Annotated in this window: 2 protein-coding genes; both read left to right on the top strand. The window is 70.2% G+C overall.

Features of this window, described 5'->3' with window-relative positions:
• Positions 1–2076 (top strand): TonB-dependent receptor (locus ACOJSF_RS06295; protein WP_420141368.1); only part of this gene is annotated, 2076 nt, incomplete at its 5' end.
• 96 nt (positions 2077–2172) lie between these two features.
• The gene (locus tag ACOJSF_RS06290; RefSeq protein ID WP_420141367.1) at positions 2173–5358 is read left to right on the top strand and encodes an autotransporter outer membrane beta-barrel domain-containing protein; all 3186 of its coding nucleotides are present in this window, start codon (positions 2173–2175) and stop codon (positions 5356–5358) included.
• The last annotated feature ends 130 nt before the right edge of the window (positions 5359–5488 follow it).

Here is a 5488-nt window from a genome sequence, read left to right as displayed (position 1 = left end):
CGCCCCGGACCCGCCTACCCCGCCTCGACCGCAGCGGAGGAGGAACCGGTCGACATCGTCGTCACCGCCAGCAAGCGCGAGGTGCCGCTGCGCGATTACGCCGGTCTCGCCTCATTCGTGGGGGGCGACGAATTGTCGCTCGCGGGCGCGGCCGGCACCGACGCGCTGCTCGCCCGCCTCGCCACCGTCTCCTCCACCCATCTCGGCGCGGGCCGTAACAAGCTGTTCATTCGCGGCATCGCCGATTCCAGCTTCACCGGCCCGACCCAGGCCACCGTCGGCCAGTATCTCGGCGACCTGCGCCTCAGCTACAATGCGCCCGACCCCGATCTGCGGCTGTACGACATGGCGGCGGTCGAGGTGCTCGAAGGCCCGCAGGGCACGCTGTACGGCGCGGGGTCGCTCGGCGGGATCATTCGCGTGACGCCCAATGCCCCCGCCACGGGGGAGGTCGCCGGCACGGTTTCGACCGGCATCTCGGCGACCCAGCATGGCGATCCCGGCGCGGACATCGCCGGCACGGTCAACCTGCCGCTTGCTTACGATCGCGTGGCGCTGCGCGTCACCGGCTATACGACGAGCGAGGGCGGCTACATCGACAATCCCGTGCGCGGGAAGCGTGACATCAATCGGACCGAGATCAGCGGCGGTCGCGCCACCCTGCGGCTCGTGGCGGGTGACGGCTGGACGATCGATCTCGGCGCGGTCGGGCAACGCACCGACGGACATGACAGCCAATATGCCGACGAGGGCGATCCCCCGCTGACGCGGTCGAGCGCGGTCGATCAGGGCTTCGACGCGCGCTACGCGCTGGGGCAGGTGGTCGTCGCCAAGGATTGGGACGGGCTGCGCTTCCGCTCGACCGCGGGCTATATCCGGCAGAAACTGAACGAGCGTTACGACGCCACCGTGCCCAGTGGCATGCTCGTCCCCGGCGCGGGTGCGGGCGGGGTGATCGTGAGCCCGATCCTGATCGCCTTCCCTTATTCGGATGGCGAGCCGCGCCTTTTCGTCCAGCGCAACGACACGCGCCTGTTCGCCAGCGAGACGCGGCTGTCGCGCCCGCTGGAGGCGGGGTTCGGCTGGGTGATCGGGGCCAGCTACACCTCGAACCGGACCCGGCTCGATCGCGCGGTCGGTGCGATCAACGCCCCGCTTCCGGTGACGGGCGTCACCAATCGCATCAGGGAGGGCACGCTTTACGGCGAGGCAAGCCTTCAACCGCTCGCGGGCCTGACGCTCACCGGCGGCGCGCGCGTCACCCATTCGCGGCTGTCGGGCGAGGGACGCGACGTGATCGCCCCCGTGAGCGAGCGGATCGCCGACGCGCGCGCCGCGATCGCCGCCACGCGCACGCAGACCAGCCTCCTCCCGTCCGCCTCGATCAGCGCCGCCGTGCTGCCGCGCCTGACGCTGTTCGCGCGCTACCAGGAGGGGTTCCGCCCCGGCGGCCTCGCGATCGAGGGCGATTTCGTGCGGCGGTTCGAACGCGACCGCGTCGATCTGTCCGCCAGCGTGTCGCATACGCGCTGGAGCGACATCCAGGCCGATTTCATCGACGCCTCGGGCCTGCCCAGCACCGCCAATATCGGGGACGGGCGAATCTGGACGATGACGGCGGCCGGCGGCTGGCGCGTCGTGCCCGCGCTCCGCCTCGAACTCGCCGGCACCTTCAACGACAGCGAGGTGTTGAGCGGGCGCGAGACGATCATGCTCGCGCTCGCGCGGAGCAGCCGCGTCCCCAACGTCGCGCGCTTCGCCGGGCGGATCGGCTTCGATTTTCATCAGCGGGTGGGCGACACGTCGATGTTTCGGCTGACCGGATGGGCGCGCTACACGGGCCGGTCGCGGCTCGGGGTCGGTCCGGTGCTCGGCGAACAGCAGGGCGACTATCTCGATACCGCGCTGATCGGCCGGCTCGGCACCGCGTCGCACGGCTTCACGCTCAGCGTCACCAATCTGACCGACAGCGTCGGCAACCGCTTCGCGCTCGGCACGCCGTTCGTCACCGGCGCGCGCCAGATCACGCCGCTCCGGCCGCGCACGGTGCGTATCGGCTTCGACGCCGCTTTCTGAAAAAGTTCCCGGGCGGCCAAGGTACTGGCGCGGCGGCTCCGTCGAAAGGTCCGAAGGCGCGCGGCACGGACCGCGCCGCCAGCCAAAGGGATCTGAATGCGCCGCCTGCTCGCCTCCACCTGCCTGTTCGCGCTCGCCTCCTCGCTGCATGCCGAAACCACGATCACCACGCGCCGGACCGATCCGGTGCGCACCGCCACGATCAATTCGGGCAATGCCGACGACATCCGCATCACGGCCGAAGGATCGATCGTGCCGTCGGGCGGCAATGCCGTGACCCTGGACAGCGCGCACACCGTTCGGAACGAGGGCCTGATCCAGACCACCAACGCCGATTTTTCGGGCGGGATCATCGCCACGTCGGATCGCGGCACGATCATCAACAGCGGCCGGATCATCCTCGACGAAACCTACGCGCCGACCGATACCGACAATGACGGCGACCTCGACGGCCCGTTCGCCGTCGGGCGCGGCCGGATCGGCATCCGCACCACTGGCGATTTCACCGGATCGATCACGCACAGCGGCACGATCACGATCGAGGGCAACGACTCCACGGGCATCCTGCTCGGCGGGCGGCTGACCGGCAACCTCGTCCACGACGGCACCACCACCGTCACGGGCGACCGCGCAACCGGCGTGCAGGTCGGGGCGGTTCAGGGCAATGTCCGCCTTGCCGGCACGATCAACGCGATCGGCCTCGGTTCGAATGCCGCCCGGATCGACGGCGCGATTGATGGCGCGCTGGTGGTTCAGGGCGCGTTGTCCGCAACCGGCTATCGCGCGACCACGGGTGGCGACGCGTCCAAGCTCGATGCCGACGATCTGCTCCAGGGCGGATCGGCGCTGGTCGTGGCGGGCAATGTCAGCGGCGGCGTCATCTTCGCGGTTCCGCCCCGCGACGCCAGCGCGACCGACAATGACGAGGATAAGGACGGGATCGAGGACGCACGCGAAGGATCGGCCGCGGTTACCGCGTTCGGCGCCGCGCCCGCGGTGCAGATCGGCAGCGCCACCAACACGGTCGCGATCGGCCCCGTCGCGGGCACCGGCACCGGCTTCGGCGTGGTCGTCGACGGCACGATCCTGGGCGCCGGCGTCTATGACAATGTCAGTTCAACGGGCATGCGGATCGGCGGGCTCGGCGCCGCTGTGACGGTCGCCGGCGGGATCGGCGTGAACGGCGGCATCAGCGCGACGTCGCGCGCGAACGCCACCGCGCTCCACATCGCGGCGGGGGCATCGGTGCCAGAAATCCGCGTGGCCGGCACGGTCCAGGCGGCGGGCGGCAGCGCGGCGGGCGCAACCAGCATCGCGGTGCTGGTCGACAACGGCGGCACCGTTTCCACCATCCGCAACTCGGGCACGATCCGCGCCACCGCCGGCGGCGGCGACGCCACGGCGATCGCGATCCTCGATCGCGCGGGCACGATATCGCTGGTCGAAAATAGCGGCACGATCACCGCCACGGGCGCGACGGCCGGCTCCGACCGCAATGTCGCGATCGACCTGTCGCGCAATGCCGCCGGGGTCACCGTCCGACAGACGGCGGTCGCCGCCGGCGTGACCGCGCCCTCGATCACGGGCGAGATCCGCTTCGGCGACGGCGCCGACACGCTCGATGTGGCGGACGGAACCGTGCAGGGTACGACGCGATTCGGCGGCGGCGCCAACCGCCTGACGATGAGCGGCGATGCGGCCTATTCGGGCAGCGCCCTGTTCGGCGCTGGCGCCGACGCGGTCTCGCTAGCCGGCACGTCGACGTTCGACGGCGCGATGGATTTCGGCGGCGGCGCGGACACGCTGACGCTCGCCGGCACGACGCGCGTCAACACCAGCCTCGCCAATGCGCAGGGTCTGGCGGTCGCAGTCAATGGCGGATCGCTGACCGTCACCAACGCCGCCACGGTGCGGTCGCTATCGGTCGCCTCGGGCGGCGTGCTGGGCGTGACGCTCAGCAAAACGGCGGGCGCGGGCACGATGCTGACCGTGTCGGAGCAGGCGAGCTTCGCCGAGGGCGCGAAGTTGTCGGTGCGCCTCGCTGACCTGACCAATGCGGAGGGCCGCTATGTGGTACTGCGCGCGGGCACGCTCAGCGGCGCGGGCGCGCTGACCAGCGACAACACCTTGCTGCCCTTCGTCTACAAGGGCGCGGTCAGCGCAGGCGCCAACGAGCTCGCGATCGACATCACGCGCAAGACGACCAGCGAACTCGGTCTCAACCGGTCGCAGGCGACAGCCTATGACGCGGTCTACGCCGCGCTCAGCGGCGATGCGAAGGTCGCGACCGCCGTGCTCGGCCAGACCGACGGCAACGCCTTCCGCCGCTCGTTGCGCCAGATGCTGCCCGACCATGCCGGCGGCACGTTCGAAGCGGTGACGATGGGCTCGCGCGCCTTCGGCCGCATTCTCGCCGACCCCAACGCCCCGTTCAAGGATGAGGGGCGCTGGGGCTATTGGGTCAGCCAGGCCGGCTGGGGCACCAGCAAGAGCCTGGGCGACACGGCCTCTTACGACATCACCGGCTGGGGCTTTTCGGGTGGCGCGGAGATCAAGACCGCGCTCGGCAATTTCGGCGCCTCGCTCGGTTATCTGTGGAGCCGTGATGCCGACGGCGGCACCGCGAACGAGGTCAGTGCCAATCAATATGAGGTCGCGGGCTACTGGCGCGGCCATTGGGACGGGCTGATGACCTCCGCCCGCGTGTCGGCCGCGCGCGTCAAATTCGACGGCGACCGCCGCTTCGAAGGCCAGGCGGGCGAGGAGGTGGTTCAGCGCAACTCCAACGCCAAGTGGGACGGCACCCTGCTCTCGGCGGCGGGCACCGCATCCTACGAATTCTACACCGGCAACCTCACGCTCCGCCCGATCGTCGCGGTCGATTATTACCGCCTCAAGGAGGATGGCTATACCGAGACCGGCGGCGGCAGGGCGTTCGACCTGATCGTCGGATCGCGCACTAGCGACGAGTTGGCCGTGACCGGCAGCGCGGCGGTCGGGCTCGACTTCGGCGGGGCCGATGCCGACACGGGCTGGTTCCGAATCGAGCTGGAAGGCGGCCGTCGCGAGCTCGTCGGCGGTTCGCTCGGCAGCACGACCGCGCGCTACGACGGCGGCAACAGCTTCACCCTCGTGCCGCAGGATCGCACCAGCGGCTGGGTCGGCAAGCTGCGCGCGGTCGGCGGCAATTCGGGCTTCCGCCTCGGCGGTGAGTTCAATGCCGAGGAACAGCAGGGCCGCGCCGCCCTCTCGCTTCGCGCCACGCTGCAGATCGGCCTGTAACGTGTCGTGACCATCGGCGGCGCCCTCCCCTGTCTCCTTGCTACCCCCGTCGGGATGGGGTTAGGCGTCGCCGATGGATTCTGGCTTCTCCACGCACGGCAAACCGCTGGTCTTCTTCGGGGAGATCATG

The organism is Sphingomonas sp., assembly GCF_048594985.1.
GTDB lineage: Bacteria > Pseudomonadota > Alphaproteobacteria > Sphingomonadales > Sphingomonadaceae > Sphingomonas_I.
This window is presented reverse-complemented; position numbering and strand designations above follow the sequence as displayed.